The following is a 17742-nucleotide window of genomic DNA, read 5'->3' on the forward strand; positions in this document are numbered from 1 at the left end:
CTGCTCGATCTCAAGCGCCTGCGGGGAATCGTAAGCGAGGCTGAAACCTTGGTGCGGGCAGGGAGGGTGGTGCACGCCTCGGGCATCACCATCGAGGCCACCTTGCCCCATGTGGCGCTGGGAACGGCTTGCGAAATTCGGGCCCGTGGCGACAAGAGCATCGTGGCCGAGGGTGGTGGGGTTTTCGGGCTCGAAGGCGCTGCTCATGCCCTTCGGGGACATCAGCGGTGTGGGTGAGGGCTGCCCGGTGATTCCGCGGCGCCGTGCGGGTGAGATTCCCGTCGGCGCGGCTTTGCTGGGGCGGGTGGTGAACGCAGCGATGGAGCCCATGGATGGAGGACCGGCGTTGGTGCTTCCTCATCGCGGGTCGCTGCATGCGGCGCCGCCGTCGCCCATGGCCCGTGCGCGGATCGCGAAGCCACTCGTGACGGGTGTGCGGGCGATGGACGGGATCTTGACCTGTGGTGAAGGGCAGCGCGTCGGCATCATGGCGGGGCCCGGGGTGGGCAAGAGCAGCCTGCTCGGCATGTTGGCCCGCAGCGCGAGCGCCGACGTCATCGTAGTGGGGCTCGTGGGGGAACGCGGTCGCGAAGTGCGCGAGTTCGTCGAGCGAGATCTGGGCCCGGGCCTCTCGCGTTCTGTGGTGGTGGTGGCCACCGCGGATGAGCCGCCGCTCGTGCGTGTGCGCGCGGCCATGGCGGCCACCTCGGCTGCCGAACACTTTCGGGCGCAAGGAAAACGCGTTTTGTTGATGCTCGACTCGCTCACCCGCGTGGCCATGGCTCAGCGGGAGATCGGTCTGGCGGCGGGAGAGCCGCCCACGTCACGGGGCTATCCGCCCTCGGTGTTTGCGTTGTTGCCGCGCCTGGTGGAGCGGGCCGGCAACGGGGAAGGGGAGGGCAGCATCACGGCGATGTACACGGTGCTGGTGGAGGGCGACGATCTTTCCGAGCCCGTGGCCGACGCGGCCCGCGCCGCTCTCGATGGGCACGTGGTGCTGTCGCGAAAGTTGGCCAACGGCGGTCATTACCCTGCGATCGATCTGCTCGCCAGCGTGAGCCGCGTGATGAACGACGTGGTGGCGCCCGAACATCGGCAGCTGGCGATGCGCGTGCGCGAGGCTCTGTCCGTGTTCGCCGAATCGCAGGATCTGGTCGAGGTCGGGGCTTACGTGGCGGGCAGCAACCCCAGGCTGGATCGCGCCCTCAAGGTGGTGCCGCGGCTCCAGGCGCTGTTTCGGCAGAGCATGGGTGAGCGTTACAACCTGGTCGACACGCTGTCGCAAATGCGGAGGGCCCTCGATGCGCCGGAGGACGCCCGTGCTTAGGGCCTGGATGATCGCGCTTGGCCTTGGCTTTTGGGCGTCGTTCGCCCAAGCGGCGGAGCCGGGCGCTGCGGCGCACGGGCCCACGCCGCCGAAGGTCGATGCGCCGAAGCCTCCCGCAGCGCCGCACGTGCCGGGTGCACCCGAAAGCGGCAAGGCGCCTGCTACGACCCGAGACGAGGCCCGCAAAGCAGCGGCCCCGGAGGCGCCCGCCAAGGCTGAAAACCCTCCAGGCGCTGCTCACCCCGAGGGTAGCGACGCTCATGCAAAGCCCGAGGGCGAAGGGAAGGTTCCGGCGCCCGCGCCACACGAGGGGGGGCCGGAGACTCCTGGCGATGGCGCGATCAAGGCACGCGCGGACCACGCGTCCTCGCCGCCTCGCAGCCGCAAGCGCCTCCCAAGGCGGAGCCAGCGGGAGCCCACACCGCGCTCGTTGACACTCGACGCGCTCAAGGAGGAGATCGCCAACTCACCGGCCGAAATCGAGAAGAACAATCTGCTCAAAGAGCGCGAGCACATCGGTGAGCTGGCCGGGGCGCTCGATCAGGCTCAGAAGACATTGCGGGAAGACGCCGAGCGTTTGGCCTCGTTTCTCGAAGAGGTCAAGAAGCAGACCCAGGACATCAAGACCTCCCAAGAGCAAGCCCAGAAGGCGGCGGAGGAGGCCGCGGCGCAGGAGAAGGCGGCAGCCGAAGCGGCCCAGGGCAACCCTGGGCCCACGCCGCTCGAGGTTCTCGCCAAGGCGATGCGGGGCATGAAGGCTGCGCAGGCTGCGGCGATCGCCGAGCGGCTGCCCGTCGCCCTGGCGGCCGACGTGTTCGAGCGTATGCCGGCGCGCGATGCCGGCAAAGTGATGGGCCTCATGAATCCCGATGCCGCTGCCGTGTTGGCTGGCGAGATCGCGGCGCGCGACGAGAGTCGCAAAAAAACCAAGAAGTAGGGGCGAGACATGAAGCTGCAGCAAAGCTGGATGTTCGGGCTTGGGAAGGCGCGTGCAGCAGACGGGCAAGAGCCTACTCCTCCGGCTCTGCCTCCCGCGGGCACGCCCTCCTTCGGGGCGCGGCTGGCAAGCGCCCTCGAGGCGCAACGGCCCGGGCGCGCAGGGCCGATTGCACGCGGGGGGGACGACAAGCGATCCCCGCCGTCGACGAAGAGTCTGCCAAAGGTCGATGCCAGCCGGTTGACGCTGGTGCCCGTGGATGCCGCCCACGCCAAAGCGCGTCCGGTCCTGGTGGCGACTTTGGCGCTGCTGCCCTTAACGCCAGAGCGCATGCATGAGCCCCTGGCGATGCGCCCCACGGGCGCGTGGCCTCCACACGCCAAGGCGCCTGCCAGCCCCCCCCTCCCGGACGTGCACGTAGGCCCGGAAACCGTGGGGCTCGCGCTCGAGGCCCGCCCCGAAACGCTTCGCGACGCGACCCTGCCTTTCAGGACGCCGATAGCGGAATCTCTCGCAGGACTCGAGGTCATTGCCTCTGCGCTGGTGCCCGCGGTTCCGTCGCCCGAGGGACCGCCTCCTCCCCGCGAAGCCGAATCGCCCCCCGCAGCGGGAGGGAAAGACCAACCGCCGGCAATGAAGTCCCCGCCGGCACCGCCCGAAGCGGCTTCGGTTGAGCCTTTGGCTGGTTTGCCACATTCGCCTTCTCCTTCGCTGGGAAGTACGCCTTCGTTTTCGTTCACGCCTGCGCCTTCGTCGTCGTTCACGCCTGCACCGCGGCCTGCGACGCCCGAAGCGTTGCCGCCCGCATCCACGCCCCAGGGCATCCCGAACCCGACCTTCATCGGCACCGGCCGATCCCAGAGGGATACGATGCACGTCGAACGTCCGCACGCGCGGGCCGTCCCACTTGCCAGCCCGCAGGCAGCGACGCTGCTCGAACCTGTGGCCACGCCCTCCTTGGCGATCGCCCCTCTCCTTACGAACTCGATTCAATCGGACGCGGGGGCACGTGGGGCCGCACCGGCACTCACCATGAATGGGGCGGCGCCTTCCCTCGTGCCTCCCATGCAGGAAGATACGGATCCTTCTGCCAACGTACTGCTCTCGGCAGAGCCGAAGAGCGTCCCGTTAGTTGAGTGGCCTCAACTTCCGTCTTCGGCGCCGCTATGGCCCCCACCAGTTTTCTCGACGCCTGCAATGCTGCCGCTCGCAGCGCCGCTGGTCGCAGGGACACCACCCTCGGGCCCCGTTTTCCCAACCCGAGCGTCCGGGGCAGCGCCCGTGTTCCCTACGGCCCCAACGCCCGTGGGAGCCTCGGGGCTCACGGTGCTTGCGCCCTCATCGTTCCAGCAAGCGACAGCGCCCGCTGCCGCTGCGCCCTCGTCGTCTGCGCAAGTTGTGCTTTTGGGACCTTCGGTGGTACCTGCGGCCCCACCTGCTGTCGCAGAGGCGCCGCGGGGCGTATCGTATCGTCAAGCAGAGGCGCTGGCTGCGCCGTCTCTCCCGTCGGCATCGAACCCGCCGAACTCGCCCCCAACGGTGGCGGCGCCCGCAGCGTTGCGTGCTGCCCCTCCGGTCGCGGCGCCTGGGCTCGCCGTTTCGCCATCGCTTCCGGAAACGCCGCCCACGGCATCCGTCGCTCCCGATTCCCCGCTGAAGGCGCTTCCGGCAGGTTTGCCTCCCGTTGCACGCGCGTCTGCGACGCCTGGGGGCATACGCTCCCGCGAGGGGGCGTCATCCGGGACGACGGGGTCGGCCCCGCCCCTGGGCGCCCGAGCGGCGTGGTCCGAGTCCACCCCTTCGCTGCCTTGGGCAACGCCACCCGTAGCGATCGCCGAAGCTCTTCCCGAGCGACCGGCGGCGCGTTCGCCCCAAGGGTCCGTGTCGTCGGCTCCGCAGGCGGTGAGTCCCCCGCGCGTCGCTGTGGCAGCGCCGTTGCCCCCTGTGGCGGGGCCGCCGGTCTTGCTGCCAGGGAGCGACGCATCGGTTCCACCCACCGTCGCGCCGGGCCCAGCGGTAGTCGCGTGGCCAACGCCCGCGAACACGTCTGCACCACCCACGCCCGCAATGACGCCGCTATCGCCGTCGCCTGCGCCGCCGCCGCCGCTCGCGACAACGCCGCCGCCCCGGCTCGTGACAACGCCACCAGCGACAACGCCACTACCGACGCCGTTCGTGACGACGCCGCTCGCGACAACGCCGCCGCTCGCGACAACGCCACTACCGACGCCGCTCGCGACAACGCCGCCGCTCGCGACAACGCCACTACCGACGCCGTTCGTGACGACGCCGCTCGCGACAACACCGCCGACGCCGCTCGCGACAACACCGACGACGCCGCCGCCGCTCGCGACACCGCTACCAGCTACAACGCCGCATCCGACGCCGCCACCTACGCCGGCCACAACGCCGCATGCGACGACGACGCCGCCGCCGCTACCTACGCCGGCTGGACCGCCGCATGCGACAATGCCGACCCCGCCGCTTGCGACCACGCCGCTCCCGACAACGCCGGCTCCGCCGCTCGCGACCACGCCACCAACGCCGCTTGCGACAACGCCGCTCCCGACAACGCCGGCCCCGCCGCTCCCGACAACGCCGGCTCCGCCGCTCGCGACCACGCCACCAACGCCGCTTACGACAACGCCGCTCCCGACACCGCCGCTTGCGACAACGCCACCCGCGACACCGCCGCTTGCGACAACGCCACCCGCGACGCCGCCGCATGCGACAACGCCACCCGCGACGCCGCCGCTTGCGACAACGCCGCTCGCGACAACGTCGCCGCCGCCCGTGGCGCCGCAAGCGCCTGCCCGTCCGGAGGCCCCGTCACTGCGGCGCGAAAGGCTCGAGGGCTCCGTCGCCGCGCTATCCAATGCATCCCTCCTACCGGCGCCCGCCTTGGTGTCGTCCGGGCTCGCGGCTCCCGGCCGCGGAGGTCCTCCGGCGTCGCCCCGTCACCCCGGCCCCAAGGCTGAGGTCGAGCCCCAAGCGGGTCCGCTGGCAGCGGGGACCGCGTCTCGGCCGTCGGCCCCCAAAGAAGAAGCCCATCCGGTGGTCGAGTCTGTCCGCACGGCGAACGACCCGACCGGGCAGCGCCGCCCCGGAGATCCCGAACCCGTCAAGGAGGGGCCTGACCTTCGGGGATCCCGCGTCGATGGGCTCCCCCCGGCCGCTCCCGGACCGCAACCCGGCCCTCCGCCCCGAGCCAGCGCCGAGGCACCGAGTCCCGCGGCAGCTCGGCTCGTACCCCCGCCTCCCGAGGGAGCTGCCGCCCCCCAGATCGACATACGACATGACGAAGCGCGGGTCCTCGTCAAGACGGACCACGGAGAGCTTGCGCTTCATCTGCGCGTGAAGGACGGGGTGGCCGACGTCTCCGCCGATGGACAAGCCGCCGCACGTTTGTTCGGGCACGGGCGCGATCTCGAAGCCCAGTTGGCGCGAGAGGGGCTGTCACTCGGACGCTTTCAGGTCGACGTGCATCGTCAGGCCGCCGCGTTCGCAAGCGCTGACGACGATCGGCGGCGCTCGCGTCAGGAGGCTGACGAAGACGACGGCACGCCTCGTGCAGAACCCGGGAGCGAGCGTCCGATTTCTGGCGAGCCCTCTCGTTCGCGCGGAAGCCGCGGTGGGCGCGTTCACATCAAGGCGTAGCACCATGAACGTACAGAACCTCGTCAATGAAACCGCCAGCGCGAACACGCCGTCGACGGCCGATCGCGTGGGTTCCAAGGAGCTTGGAAAAGACCAATTCCTCAAGCTCATGCTGGCCCAGCTGCAGAATCAAGATCCCACGCAGCCGCAAGACAGCCAGGCCTTCGTGGCCCAGCTGGCGCAGTTCTCGTCGGTCGAGCAGCTCGAAAACGCCAACACCCGTCTCGACGACATTTTGATGGCACAGGCCTCGAACTCGCAGATCGCGGCGACGAGCTTCGTCGGCAAACAAGCCTCCTTCGTCTCGGAGTCTCTCACGTTGAATGCCGGACAGCCGGCGCGCACCACCGCACAACTGCAGGGCGAGGCCACCGAGGTCACGGCCAGCATTTACGAGGACGGAAAAGTGGTGCGTACCTTGAAGCTGGGGCCCCAAACCGCCGGGCCGGTGAACGTCACCTGGGATGGCCGCCGGGAGGATGGTTCGCTCGCAGGCGTGGGCACGTACAAGGTGGAGCTCGACGCCAAGAACAAAACGGGCGACCCCGTTGGCGTGAGCATGCGCCAGAGCGGCTCGGTGGACGGGGTTTCGTTCGAGAACGGCGCCCCCGAGCTGCTGATCGACGGTCAACGAGTTTCCATGTCACAGGTGATCGAAATCAACCAAAGGAGTAACCCATGAGCATCCTGTCAGCCCTCAATACAGGTGCCGGCGGCCTGGAGGCGAACGGCCTCGAATTGTCCGTGGTCGGCGATAACATCGCCAACGCGAGCACCGTCGGATTCAAGGCCAGTCGTGCCGTGTTCCAAGACACCTTGGCGCGCACCGTGATCGGCGCTGGTCCTACGCAGGTGGGCCTTGGCACCCGCCTGCAAACCGTGCAGCGCCTTGTCTCACAAGGCACGCTTGCAAACACCAGCCAGCCTACCGATCTGGCCCTACAAGGCGCGGGCTACTTCGTCGTCAAGGGCGAGTACAACGGCATGGACGCGCAGTACTACACCCGCGCGGGGCAGTTCACCGTGGACAAAGACGGGTACATGGTGAACCTGTCGGCTCTGCGCGTGCAGGGCTACACGGCTGATGCCGCCGGTGTCGTGGGCACGTCCCTCGGCGACCTCAAGATCGGCAACGCCACCAGCCCTCCGCTCGCCACGACGACGCTCTCGATGCGCGCCAATCTCGAGGCCAACCCTGCGGCCGTTGCCGCCTTCAGCATCACCGATCCCACGAACACGGCTCACTTCAACACGAGCATGGTCGTTTACGACAGCCTCGGGCAAGAGCACCAGCTCGACGTGTACTTTCGCCACGACGACGCCAACCCGGGCAACTGGGAGTGGTTCGCGCTCACGGACGGCGGCGGGCAAACCGGCGGTACGGCAGGCACGCCCGTGCAGGTCGCCAACGGCACGCTCTCGTTCGGCACCGACGGCGAGCTGGCCACGTTCGCCACCACCGCCCAGAACTTTCAGCCGCTCAACGCCTCGGCGCAGACGCTGACCTTCAACTTCGGCACGCCCACCGCGGCGGCCGGCACCGGGCTCGACGGCATCACCCAGTTCGCCAGCCCGTCGGTGGCCACGTTCCTCAGCCAAGACGGCTACGCCTCGGGTGAACTCTCGAGCCTGACCGTCGACGGCAAGGGGCAGCTGGTGGGCGCCTTCAGCAACGGCCGCTCTCGCGTGATCGGCCAGGTGGCCGTCGCAAACTTCACCTCGGAGGGCAACCTCAACCGGCTGGGAGGCAACCTCTTCCAGCAGACCGAGACCTCGGGCGTCCCCGTGGTGGGAACACCTGGATCCGGCGGGCACGCGTCGATCTCGGCAGGTGTGCTCGAACAGTCGAACGTGGACATGGGCCAGGAGTTCATTCGCCTGATTGCGGCCCAACGTGGTTTTCAGGCCAACGCCAAGACCATCACCACGGCCGATCAGCTCCTCAGCGAGCTCATGACCCTCAAGCGATAACCTGATGGCTAACGGGGCTCCAGGGCTTATCGGCGGGTGAGGGCTGCTCCGATATCCCTGGAGCGTCCGTGGTGCCTTCGTGCGCACCACGGGAACCCGGGAGCACCAACGTGGTGGACCGTCGCATGATCTTCCTGACTCGTCTCGATGGCCGCGAGGTCGTGGTGAACAGCGACCTCATCGTGACCGTCGAATCCACTCCCGACACCATGGTCACCTTGACCACGGGAGATCGCCTGCTGGTGCGCGAATCCGTCGACGGCGTCGTGGAGCGCGCCGTGGCGTTTCGCTACCGCACCCTCCAGGGACCTGGCACGTCGCGCCAGGCAGACGGCGCACGCACCGAGAGGACGCGGCTGCCTACGGCCCCACCGGTGCCGGGCGGACAAGTTTCTGACGGATCTTCCGATGCCAAGCCCTCGAGCCCTCCTTCCGCGCATGGCGTGAGCGGTGCCGGAGGCAACCAAGCGAACTCCTAGGAACAGTGCATGGACATTCTCTCGATAGGCGGCATCGTTCTGGCGCTCGCGTGCATCTTGGGTGGCCAAGCGCTCGAAGGCGGCCACGCCGGGTCGTTGATGCAGCTGACGGCGGCCATCATCGTCATCGGAGGGACCATCGGCGCGGTTGCCGTGGCCTTTCCCATGAAAGACTTCATGCACGGCATAAAGCTGGCCGGCCGCGTGTTCGGTACCCGCAAAGACGACACCGAAGAGATCATCAAGCAGGTGGTCGAGCTCGCGACGATCGCGCGGCGTGACGGTGTGTTGGCGCTCGAACAACAGATCGCAAACCTTCAAGACCCTTTCCTCAAACGCGCGGTGAGCTTCTTGGTCGATGGCGTTGACGCGGCCGTCGCGCGGGAATCCCTCGAAGCGCAGATTTACCACGAGCTCGAGGAAGAGAACTTCGCCGCCAAGGTATGGGAGTCGGCCGGTGGTTTCGCTCCCACGGTGGGCATCTTGGGCGCCGTGCTCGGTCTCATCCACGTCATGGAGAACCTGTCCGATCCGACCAAGCTGGGTCCTGGTATCGCCGTTGCGTTCGTCGCCACGGTGTACGGGGTCGCCTTGGCGAACCTCCTGTTTTTGCCCATGGCCAACAAGGCCAAACGCAAGATCGCTTTGGAGAAGGACCGAAAGGTCTTGATCGCGGAGGGGGTTCTGGCGATTCAGGCCGGCTTGAACCCGCGGGTCCTCGAGGACAAGCTCAATGCCTTCGCGGGTGGCCACGCGAAGTCAGAAACCAAAGAGTAACCGGGTAAAGGGGCACGCTTGGCCAAACGGCAGCATCACGAAGAGCACGAGAACCACGAGCGCTGGCTGGTCTCGTACGCTGACTTCATTACGCTGCTGTTCGCGTTCTTCGTCGTGATGTACGCAACGAGCCGCGTGGATCGCAAAAAGACGATCGACGTGGAAAAATCCATCAAGTTCGCGATGCACTTCAAGGGTACGGGCGGCATCAAGGAGCTTCCCATCTTTCACGGTCCGCCCACGGACAGCACAGTGTTGCATTCTCCCCTGCGCGGCCAGGACAAACCCAAGTTCATCGACGACACGCGGCTTGCCGAGAATCTTCGCAAGCGCTTGCAGCGCAAGCTCGCAAACATCTTGCAAGAGCGCCCGGAGGCGATGAAGTCGGTGATCATTGAAACCGAAGGTCGCCGCATCGTCGTCAAGCTCGGGGCTGCGAGTTTCTTCGATCCGAACCGTGCCGCCATTCGGCCGCAGATGCTGCCCGTGCTGGACGCGATCGCCACGGAGCTCACCGGCCTCAAGCGTCCCATTCGGGTGGGTGGCCATACCGACGATACGGCGGTCACGGCGCGACCCTATAGAGACAACTGGGATTTATCGTCTGCACGGGCGGCTTCGGTCACGAGCTACATCCAGCGGGCCTTCAAATACGACGGGACCCTGCTCTCGGCCGCGGGATACGCAGAGACGCGCCCGGTGGCCAGCAACAAAACCGCCGCGGGCCGCGAGGCGAACCGCAGGGTGGAGATGGTCGTCGAGTTCTCACCGGGGGAGACTCTGCATACCCTCAGCCACTGACCCCGAAGTCCCCACGTGCGAGGAGAGCGTCGCCGCCCCTGCTTCACGCGCGTGCCGCCGACGGCGGAGACGCTCGAACCAGGGCCGCGACCAAGGTGGCTTTTGCGCCTACACGTACGTCGAGAAAACAAGACCCTCTTCGTTCTTCGTCACAGGCAACGCGCACCCCCTCCGGGTATACTCTAGGTCCGTAGCCACACGATCGTGGGGCGCGGTACGTGGGCCCGCGTGCCCGGTTCGGACCGCCGTCGTTGGTTTTTTGAAGGCTTTCCACAGGCGCATGCCCGCTCCCCCCCTCACAAATCCCCCTCGCAACATCACGAGCATCAGGCCGGACACGGACCTGCCGCTCGGCGAGGTGATCCCAGGTTCCCGCTATCGCGTGATCGCCGGTATCGGCAAGGGGGGTATGGGCGCGGTGTACGAGGCCGAACACGTCGACCTGCAAAAGCGCGTGGCGCTGAAGGTGCTCTTGTCGAGCGCCGCGCGCGATCCGAAGCGGGTCGCGGGTTTCCTTCACGAGGCGCGCACGGCGTCTCGGATCGGCAGCCCTCACATCGCCGACGTTACCGACTTCGGTGAGTTGCCGGACGGCCGGGTGTACTTCGTCATGGAGTACCTCGAAGGGCACTCTCTCGGGGACCTGCTGCGACGGGGTGAGGTGTTCGATGCGGCTCGCGCCATCCCCATCCTTCGCCAGGTGGCCAAAGCGCTCGGGGCCACGCACGAAAAGGGTGTGATTCACCTGGACGTCAAACCCGACAACGTGATGCTCGTGCGGGGGAGCCGTCGGGCCGACCTGGTGAAGGTGGTGGACTTCGGCATCGCGGGCTTTCTCGACGACGTGCGCCCGGGTGCCAAGACGATCTGCGGGACGCCCGAATATGTCTCCCCGGAACGCATCACGGCCAAAGGCTACGATCACCGGGCGGACGTCTACGGGCTTGGCGTGCTGGCGTACGAGGTGTTGACCGGATCGGCGCCGTTCCGCGGCGCCGACGCGCTCGAGACGCTTCGCCAGCACGTCGAGCGGGCCGTCGAGCCCATGGCGTCGTGTACGGCCGGCCGGAAGATCCCGGCGGCGCTCGAGGCCGTGGTGTTCCGGATGCTGGCCAAGGCCCCCGACGCGCGGCCCTCGTCGATGGCGGAAGTGGAAGGCCTGCTCTGTGAGGCTCAGATCGCTTCGGGCCTCAAAACGGCCTGGGACGATCTCGAGCTGCCCGCGGTCGATCCGGCGTGGCGGGTAAGGCTTGCCGAGCGGATGCCGTCGCCGGCGTCGCGGAGGCGTCGCCTCATCTTCGGAAGCACGGCCGCGGTGGCGGTGGCGGCCGGGGCGCTGTCGCTTTACCTCGGTGTGATCCGCCAACCCCAGGTGGTCTACGAGCCCGTGCGGGTCGAGGTGACGGGCACGGATGAAGCGCCCGCCGTGGCGGCTCATATCGTGAAGGCCAACCAGGCCGTCAAGCGGCTCCAGTATGTGACGCCTCTTGGGGCTTCGGCGCTGGACTTCATCGAGGGGGCCGAAAGCGAAGCCGCTGCGCTGGGGCGGCGCTCGCCCGGGGCGCGGCTGCTTCGTGAGAACTATGCGGCCGCCTTGCAGGCCATGGGACAGGAACTCGAGCAGGTGGATCTGCCGCACTTGGCGCTGATCAAGTACCGGGACGCCCTGCGCTTTCTTCCCGACGACCCCACCTTGCAGAGCAAGGCGGAGCTTTCCGCCGAGGATCTTGCGGCCTTCGGCAACCGGGTGCTGTGGCAGCAGCACCAAAGCGACTCCGAGGCGCAGCGGCGGATCGCAGCGGACCTCTTCGTGGCGGCGCGCCGCGGGCGGGTTTCGGAGGCGCGCCTCGCGATGAAGGCCCTGGCCAAAGTGGACACCGCAGGCGAAGAAGCCGCGCAGCTGGCCGATGGCCTGAGGCGCCTGGCCGATGCGTCGTGGAAGGAGGGGGCGAAAGAGTCCGCGCGTCCCTTGTATCAAGTGATCGCCGGCCTGGACCCCGCCGACCGGGCGGCCGTGCAGCGCTCGGAGGGGGCGGCGCCCGTGGCCCCCGCGCCGGCCGCAAAGCCCCCTGAACGTACAGGGGCAGCCCCGCGGGGGGCGGCGCCGGCGCCCACGCCGCCAGGCGAACGCGCGGTCAGTTTGACCGAAGCGCCTCGCGATCCCGAGGCAGCCATCGCGTCGACCCGCGCGGGGTATGCGTTCCTGGCAAGCATGCGGCTCGACGCCGCCGAGCAAGCGTTCAGCCAGGCCGTTGCGCTCGACCACACGAACGCGCGGGCGGTCACCGGGCTGGCCGAGGTCTCGTTCGAGAGGGCCCGCTACGAAGACGCCCTTCAGTACGCCCGCCGGGCGGCGCGCCTGGCCCCGAACTCACCCGACGCGCGTCGGGTGATGGGTGACGCCTACTTCAAGCTCCTGCGCTACCGGGACGCGCTCGGCGAATACAGAGCGGCCGCCCAGCTGGCCCCGCACGACGAGGGGATTGCGGGCCGGGTTCGTCAGGCCGAGACCAAGGCCCTCGAGTAGGCCGGCTCAAAAGCGCCCGCGCCAGCCCACACCCGCAGGTGACGCGCTGGCGCTCATCGGCTCCTTGTGGCCGAGGTAGAGCCACAAGCCGCCGACGGTCGTCAACGCGGCTCCGCCGACGGCGAAGCCCAGGGCGTGCCAGGCGGCCTCGTACACCTTCGGGCAGTTTCCGGCGCCGTCTCGGTCCGCGGCGTCGCACGCGACGTCTTGACCATGGAAAGCCGTCATCGCCACCACGCTCGCCGCGAGCGACGCGAGGCCGAGCCCGATTGCCGAATAGCCCGCCGCCTTGAAGGGAAACGCCGAGGGAATGGCCACCATCTGGAGGTCGAGCTCCTGGTCCACGGCGGGGACCACCTCGATCTCGCGCGCCACGGAGCGGTACCCGGGCTTTTCGAGCTCGAGCTTGTGGCGACCTGCCCCCAGGCTCACCTCCTGGGGGGCCGGGCCCTTCACGACCCCGTCGACGACCACGGTGGCAGAGCCCGGGTGCACCCGCACCACCACCCGCCCCGGCTCGTGCAGCAGGCTCTTGAGCTTTTCGGTGAGCGTGGACGCGGCGAGGGACATGCGTTCGCCCGCCTCTGAAAGACCACAGATCTGGCAGCGCTGCTTGTGGGTGCCGCTGCTTCGGCCGGTGGGGCCCGTGACAAGCTCGAGCTCGATGTCATAGGTCTTTCCCTTCTCCTCCACCCGGCCCGCTACCAGGTACGCCACGCCCAGCTTGCTGGCCAATTGCCGGTAGCAGGTGGGGTTCGCGCAGCCCTCCTCACGCGCGGGCCGGGGGCCTCCCACCACCTGTACGTCGGCCCGGGCAAGCCCCTCGGCCAGGCGCTCCCGCAGCAGCTTGCGCGCCTCGGGGGGCAGGTTGCCCTCGAACACCACGTGGGAAATGGCCAGGCGGCTCGCCTCCTCCGCGGCGCTGCCGGTGCGGCTGGCCGCCAGGGCGAGGACGAAGGCGGCAAGCGCCACCGCTTTCGAGACGAGCGCGTTCACAGGCTGCGAGGGCATGCGGGCTACCGCCGAATCCTAAGCTTTGGCATGGCAAACTGCCAACCCGATCGCGCCGGCCCTGGGTGCGCGGTCCATCTCGACCCTTGTCATCCGGACGGGACTACGGTTTCATGCGCCCTCCGCTGCTAGCGGAACACCAGTGCGGCGCGTTGCCAGGAACCGTCGCCGAAGCCACAACTCCGAAGAGAGACCTTAGGAATGCAACTCATCGACCTGTTGATATTCGTCGCGTTCGTCGTGTCGGTGGTGGGGATCGGGCTTTACATGAGCCGGGGCGAGGAGACGCAGAGCGAGCACGGCGCCTCCGACTACTTCCTGGCCGGCCGCGGGCTCACCTGGTGGTTGGTAGGCTTTTCGCTGATCGCGGCGAACATCTCGACCGAGCAGTTCGTCGGCATGAGCGGCAAGGCGGCGGACTGGCTGGGCATGGCCATCGCCTCCTATGAATGGATGGCGGCCGTCACCCTTGTCGTGGTGGCCTTCGTCTTCCTGCCCGCTTTTCTCAAGAGCGGCATCTTCACCATCCCCGAGTTCCTGGAGTACCGCTACAACCCCTTCGCCCGGACCATCATGGCCATCAGCACCATGGTGATCCTGGTCGGCGTGCCCACGGCATCGGTGATCTTCTCCGGCGCCAAGGTGATTAGCGTGTTCTTCCAGGGGCAAGTGGTACTGGGCTTTGACCTCGGCAACATCACGGTGGCTTGTTGGATCATCGGCGTTTTGGCGGCTCTTTACGTGTTCGCAGGGGGGCTCAAGGCCTGCGCCTGGGCCGACCTCATCCAGGGTGCCGCCCTCATCGTGGGTGGGTTCGTGATCTTGTACCTTGCGCTCGACGCGCTCGGCGCCGCCGACCCGCAGGCTTTGCTCACCACCGCCGCGAACCCCGACGCCAAGCTCGAGACCCTCACCCAAAGTGGACCCCTCGGGCGCTTTTGGGAACTCAACCGGGGCGCCTTGCCCGAAGGCAAGCTTCACATGGTTCGTCCCGGCAACGATCCGGAGATCCCCTGGTCGGCGTTGGTGATGGGCCTTTGGATTCCGAACTTCTTTTACTGGGGGCTCAACCAGTACATCACCCAGCGTACGCTGGGCTCGAAGTCCCTGGCCGAAGGGCAGAAGGGCATCATCTTCGCAGCGTTTCTCAAGCTGGTGGTTCCGTTCGTGGTGGTGGTCCCCGGCATGCTGGCCTTCAACCTCTTCGGCAGTGACCTCAAGCAGCAGGCCGACGTCAAAAACGCCCCTGCGCTTGCCTCCTTTCGCAACGGAGACGGGAAGGTCTTCGAGTTCACCGACAGGTTCGCGCAGCTGCAGCCCGCGGTGGCGAGCGAGATGGCCCGCCACAACGCCCGGCTGCTCGGCGCCGTGCCGCCCACGCGCACCGAGCCGGCTGCCCTTGCCCTGGCCAACGAGGCCTTCGTGGGCGCGGCCCGAGACAAGGGCCTGCCGATCTCGGATCGCCTGGTGGGCTATGACTACGACGCCGCCTTTCCCACGTTGCTGCGAAACCTCCTGCGCCCAGGCAGTGGCCTCCTGGGGTTCGTGTTGGCCGCGATCTTCGGCGCCGTGGTCAGCTCGCTCGCCTCGATGCTGAATTCCGCCTCGACGATCTTCGCGATGGACATCTATGGCAAGGTCAAAAAGGACGCGCGACCGGCCGAGCTCGTGAGGGTGGGGAGGATCGGAGTGGTGGTGTTCGTTCTCATCGCCATCGTCATTGCACCTGGCCTCGGCAACCCCCGCTTCGGAGGGATCTTCAGCTTCATTCAGGAGTTCCAGGGCTTCATCTCGCCGGGCATTTTGGCCATCTTCATCTTCGGCTTGTTGGTGCCGAAGGCGCCTCGGATGGTGGGCACGGTCGGCCTGGTGCTCAACCCGGTGCTCTACGGCACCTTGAAGTGGGCCTTGCCCCAGGTCGCCTTCCTCAACCGCATGGCCATCTGCTTCGGCGTGGTCCTGGCGGTGCTGACGGTGATCACCGTCGTGCGCCCGTTGCCAAAGCCGGTCGAGCTCCCCGTGAACCTCGAGATGAACATGACGTCCACGAAGGGCGCGAAGCTCTTTGGCGGGCTCGTGGTGGCGTTGACCGCCGTGCTCTACATGGTGTTCTGGTAAGCCGCGCTGCAGAAACGAACAAGGGCTCCGGCGAACGCGGGAGCCCTCACACCACGCGGGAATCAGAATTGGGGGTGAACGACGGGGATCGAACCCGCAACCCTCGGAATCACAATCCGATGCTCTACCATTGAGCTACGCTCACCACATCTCGACGCTCCGCGTCCATTCCCCGTCTCCACCCGGTCGAGGGGCACTTGTATGCACCGGGTGAATCCGCCCGTCAAGCCGGAACTTGGGCTTTCCTCGCTCAGGATTCTGCGCAGTTACGAAGGGCGGGCCGGGAAGGCCCTTCTTACACTCGGTGCAGCATCTTGGCGCTTGCAGTCGGGCCTTGAAGCTTTTAGGTTCCCCAGCAAGACCCTCCCCTCGGGAGAACCCGGAACCTGCAGATGAAGCGAACCACACTCGCCTGGCTCGGCGCCGCGACCCTCGGGTCGTTGGTGTCCCCGTTTGGCTCCCTCACGCGGACCTGGTGCGGCCCGACCCCCGCGGCGCGGGCCGGAGAGGCTGACGACCTCCAGGTGATGATCGACAGGTCGCGTCGCAACGTGAGCGACCTGCAGCGCATCGACGAGCAGCGCGTGGCCTCCGAGGAACTCGCCGTCTTTTCGACCTGGCTCGACGAGGCGTGGCGCCTCCGGGCGGAAAAGCAGTACGACCGCGTGCGCGAGGTGCTGGACCGGGGCGACGCTCAGGCCGACATGATCCGCGAGGTCATCACCGCCGGGCAGCTTGCGGAGCAGGCGCGCCAAGAGGAATCGGCGTTGGCTTCCACGCGGGCCCGCATCGTCGAGCTGACGCAGACGATCGAGACGCTGAAAAAACGCAAGGCCGCCTTGGAGGCGACCACCCGATGACGCGGGTATCTACTTCGACCTTGCGGGCGCCGTACGGCGTCCTGCCTTCCTGGCAGCGCGCTCTGCCCGCTGTTGCGTCCCTGCTCATCGCCTGGGGCGCTGCGGCCTGCTCCACTCCGCAGAAACCGCCCGAGCTCGTTGCGTTCGAACGCCTGCGGGCCGAGCCCTCGGCGAAGCAGGCCGAGGTGGTGGCCCCGAACGTGATGAAGCGGGCCGACAAGCTGCTCGCAGAGGCGCGCGACCACTGGGAAGACAACGACCTCGACGATGCCCGACACGATTCGCTCTATGGGCAAGCCAAGATCAAGCAAGCGCTTGCGCTGCTCGAACAGGCCCGCGCCCAGGACCGCATCAAAAAGGCGCGGCGCGCTCGCAAGAAGGCCGACGAGGAAGCGGCGGCCCTCGACAAAGAGCTGAGGGACCTCAAAGAGCAGGTGTCCCTACTCGAGCAGCTCAAGAAGCAGTCTTTGGAGCGCGAGGAGCTGATGGCCGAGCTGCAGAAGCAGCGGGAGACCGCGTCGGCGGAAAAGCAGACGCTGTCGCAGCGGCTCCAACAGGAAAAAGAGCGGGCCGAAGCCTCAGACAAGATCATGGCAGCCGAGCTGGCCGTGAAGGAGGCGGAGACCGTCGACGCCAAACGGCTCGCCTCCGGCGCCTACCAGGCGGCCATGGATATGCTGGGCCGGGCTCGCAAAGAGCTCGAGGCGAACCAGCTCGACGCCGCGCGGGTCAGCGCCGACATGGCCCGGCAGCGGGCCGCCGCCGCGGTCGAGGCGGCGCGACCGACCTACGAACACGAGGTGCAGGCAAACGAGCGGCGCGCGCAGGCCGACGCGCTGGCGGGGGACGCCGCGCTCATTCAATCGGTGGAGGTCCGCCGCGAAGCGCGGGGCCAGCTACAACGCCTCGTGGTGCACATCCCCTCGGCGATATTGTTCAAGGGGCGGGGGCACGCCATCGTTCCGGGCAGCGAGGCGGTGCTCGACCGGCTCGCGGACCTGGTGAAAAAGTACGCTGCGTTCCCGGTGCAACTGGTCGGGCATACCGACCGTCAGGGCCGTGAGGATGCCTTGTTGGCAAGGTCGCATGTACGGGCGCAGGCCCTGTACAACGCCCTCGTGGCGCGCGGTGTGTCCGCGAGCCGCCTGGTGGCGAGCGGCCAGGGAGCCGCCGAGCCCGTGGGCGATAACCGCAGCAAGGCGGGGCGGGGGCGCAACAACCGGGTCGAGGTGGTCTTCCTCTATCAGTGAGCCCACCGCCAAGCCTCCTTGGTGGGC

Annotated in this window: 14 protein-coding genes, 1 tRNA gene and 1 pseudogene; 13 read left to right on the top strand and 3 right to left on the bottom strand. The window is 67.7% G+C overall.

The genetic code is table 11. The features are described 5' to 3' along the window. Positions 1–1327 (top strand): annotated as a pseudogene (locus KA712_15640) (FliI/YscN family ATPase). After that, the gene (locus tag KA712_15645; protein MCG5054397.1) at positions 1320–2264 is read left to right on the top strand and encodes a hypothetical protein; all 945 of its coding nucleotides are present in this window, start codon (positions 1320–1322) and stop codon (positions 2262–2264) included. The pseudogene KA712_15640 and the gene KA712_15645 overlap by 8 nt, the downstream one beginning before the upstream one ends. 1472 nt (positions 2265–3736) lie before the next feature. Here KA712_15645 and KA712_15650 read toward each other — a convergent pair. Further along, positions 3737–4261 carry a hypothetical protein gene (locus KA712_15650; GenBank protein MCG5054398.1) on the bottom strand — a complete coding sequence of 175 codons (525 nt, stop codon included), beginning with the start codon at positions 4259–4261 and terminating at the stop codon, positions 3737–3739. A gap of 27 nt (positions 4262–4288) precedes the next feature. On the opposite strand from KA712_15650, the gene KA712_15655 reads away from it, so the two are divergent. The 8 genes from KA712_15655 to KA712_15690 all read left to right on the top strand — a co-directional run bounded on the left by KA712_15655 (position 4289) and on the right by KA712_15690 (position 12476). After that, on the top strand, positions 4289–5242 hold the full coding sequence (locus tag KA712_15655; protein MCG5054399.1) for a hypothetical protein: 954 nt from the start codon (positions 4289–4291) through the stop codon (positions 5240–5242). A 76-nt stretch (positions 5243–5318) separates the two neighbouring features. After that, positions 5319–5921 carry a hypothetical protein gene (locus KA712_15660; GenBank protein ID MCG5054400.1) on the top strand — a complete coding sequence of 201 codons (603 nt, stop codon included), beginning with the start codon at positions 5319–5321 and terminating at the stop codon, positions 5919–5921. A gap of 4 nt (positions 5922–5925) precedes the next feature. Continuing rightward, a complete protein-coding gene (locus tag KA712_15665) occupies positions 5926–6603 on the top strand; it encodes a flagellar hook assembly protein FlgD (protein MCG5054401.1) in 678 nt (225 codons plus the stop codon). Continuing rightward, positions 6600–7892 carry a flagellar hook protein FlgE gene (locus KA712_15670; protein ID MCG5054402.1) on the top strand — a complete coding sequence of 431 codons (1293 nt, stop codon included), beginning with the start codon at positions 6600–6602 and terminating at the stop codon, positions 7890–7892. The genes KA712_15665 and KA712_15670 overlap by 4 nt, the downstream gene beginning before the upstream one ends. Positions 7893–8017: 125 nt before the next feature. Further along, positions 8018–8371 carry a flagellar FlbD family protein gene (locus tag KA712_15675; protein MCG5054403.1) on the top strand — a complete coding sequence of 118 codons (354 nt, stop codon included), beginning with the start codon at positions 8018–8020 and terminating at the stop codon, positions 8369–8371. Positions 8372–8380: 9 nt separating this feature from the next. Continuing rightward, entirely contained in the window at positions 8381–9148 is a 768-nt protein-coding gene (locus KA712_15680; protein ID MCG5054404.1) for a flagellar motor protein, read from the top strand. A gap of 18 nt (positions 9149–9166) precedes the next feature. Then, positions 9167–9949 (top strand): OmpA family protein, encoded by a 783-nt coding sequence (locus KA712_15685; protein ID MCG5054405.1) that lies wholly within the window; start codon positions 9167–9169, stop codon positions 9947–9949. 280 nt (positions 9950–10229) lie between these two features. After that, positions 10230–12476, top strand: coding sequence for a protein kinase (locus tag KA712_15690; protein ID MCG5054406.1), 2247 nt, complete (start codon positions 10230–10232; stop codon positions 12474–12476). A gap of 6 nt (positions 12477–12482) precedes the next feature. On the opposite strand, the gene KA712_15695 is transcribed toward KA712_15690, so the two are convergent. After that, positions 12483–13487: a PEGA domain-containing protein gene (locus KA712_15695; protein ID MCG5054407.1), complete on the bottom strand. Its 1005-nt coding sequence runs from the start codon at positions 13485–13487 to the stop codon at positions 12483–12485. 201 nt (positions 13488–13688) lie between these two features. Between KA712_15695 and KA712_15700 the strand changes: the two genes are divergently transcribed. Next, positions 13689–15605, top strand: coding sequence for a sodium/solute symporter (locus tag KA712_15700; GenBank protein MCG5054408.1), 1917 nt, complete (start codon positions 13689–13691; stop codon positions 15603–15605). A gap of 69 nt (positions 15606–15674) precedes the next feature. On the opposite strand, the gene KA712_15705 is transcribed toward KA712_15700, so the two are convergent. Next, positions 15675–15751: transfer RNA gene (locus tag KA712_15705), tRNA-His, on the bottom strand. A gap of 246 nt (positions 15752–15997) precedes the next feature. Between KA712_15705 and KA712_15710 the strand changes: the two genes are divergently transcribed. Further along, positions 15998–16465: a hypothetical protein gene (locus KA712_15710; GenBank protein ID MCG5054409.1), complete on the top strand. Its 468-nt coding sequence runs from the start codon at positions 15998–16000 to the stop codon at positions 16463–16465. Positions 16466–16485: 20 nt separating this feature from the next. Beyond that, on the top strand, positions 16486–17715 hold the full coding sequence (locus KA712_15715; GenBank protein MCG5054410.1) for an OmpA family protein: 1230 nt from the start codon (positions 16486–16488) through the stop codon (positions 17713–17715). Positions 17716–17742 lie beyond the last annotated feature (27 nt).

It is taken from the genome of Myxococcales bacterium (assembly GCA_022184915.1).
Classification (GTDB): domain Bacteria; phylum Myxococcota_A; class Polyangia; order Fen-1088; family Fen-1088; genus JAGTJU01.

Coding starts and splice junctions, on each gene's coding strand:
- KA712_15690 (MCG5054406.1), top strand. CDS start 10,230: ATGCCCGCTCCCCCCCTCACAAATCCCCCTCGCAACATCACGAGCATC.
- KA712_15665 (MCG5054401.1), top strand. CDS start 5,926: ATGAACGTACAGAACCTCGTCAATGAAACCGCCAGCGCGAACACGCCG.
- KA712_15710 (MCG5054409.1), top strand. CDS start 15,998: ATGAAGCGAACCACACTCGCCTGGCTCGGCGCCGCGACCCTCGGGTCG.
- KA712_15680 (MCG5054404.1), top strand. CDS start 8,381: ATGGACATTCTCTCGATAGGCGGCATCGTTCTGGCGCTCGCGTGCATC.
- KA712_15695 (MCG5054407.1), bottom strand. CDS start 13,487: ATGCCCTCGCAGCCTGTGAACGCGCTCGTCTCGAAAGCGGTGGCGCTT.
- KA712_15700 (MCG5054408.1), top strand. CDS start 13,689: ATGCAACTCATCGACCTGTTGATATTCGTCGCGTTCGTCGTGTCGGTG.
- KA712_15675 (MCG5054403.1), top strand. CDS start 8,018: ATGATCTTCCTGACTCGTCTCGATGGCCGCGAGGTCGTGGTGAACAGC.
- KA712_15670 (MCG5054402.1), top strand. CDS start 6,600: ATGAGCATCCTGTCAGCCCTCAATACAGGTGCCGGCGGCCTGGAGGCG.